Raw genomic sequence first — 614 nt, 5'->3', positions numbered from 1 at the left:
TGGGGGCTGGCCGTTGACGGCTGGCTGCTGCGCGGCGCCTTGCCGGTCAGGGCATGTACAATCGGCCGAGATTCCTCCGAGATAGTGTGCCGATATGCTGACCCACCTCGATTCCCAAGGCCGTGCCAACATGGTCGATGTGACCGACAAGGCGGTGACCAGCCGCGAAGCGCTGGCCGAAGCCCGTGTGCGCATGCGTCCGCAGACCCTGCAGATGATCGTCGCTGGCGGACACCCCAAGGGTGATGTATTCGCTGTGGCGCGGATTGCCGGCATCCAGGCGGCCAAACGCACCCATGAACTGATTCCCCTCTGTCACCCACTGCTGTTGACGGGGATCAGCGTCGAGCTGCAGGCGCTTGGTGAGGATGTGGTGCAGATCCGTGCGCGTTGCAAGCTGGCCGGGCAGACCGGAGTGGAAATGGAAGCGTTGACCGCCGCCAGCGTGGCCGCGCTGACGATCTATGACATGTGCAAGGCAGTGGATCGTGACATGACTATCGAAGCGGTACGCCTGCTAGAAAAGCAGGGCGGCAAGAGTGGGCACTTCATCGCCGGAGAACCCCGATGATCCGTATCCAGTATTTCGCCCGTTACCGGGAAACCCTTGGCCT

The 614-nt window shown here is 62.5% G+C and carries 1 protein-coding gene; it reads left to right on the top strand.

Annotated elements, in window-relative coordinates; translation table 11 throughout:
• The first annotated feature begins 94 nt into the window (after window positions 1-94).
• Window positions 95-571 carry a cyclic pyranopterin monophosphate synthase MoaC gene (gene moaC / locus CFY91_RS15585; protein WP_093987288.1) on the top strand — a complete coding sequence of 159 codons (477 nt, stop codon included), beginning with the start codon at window positions 95-97 and terminating at the stop codon, window positions 569-571.
• The last annotated feature ends 43 nt before the right edge of the window (window positions 572-614 follow it).

Source organism: Pseudomonas fluvialis, from assembly GCF_002234375.1.
GTDB classification, from domain to species: Bacteria; Pseudomonadota; Gammaproteobacteria; order Pseudomonadales; family Pseudomonadaceae; genus Aquipseudomonas; species Aquipseudomonas fluvialis.
Note: the sequence above shows the minus strand (reverse complement) of the source record. Positions and strands in the feature narration are given on the sequence as shown.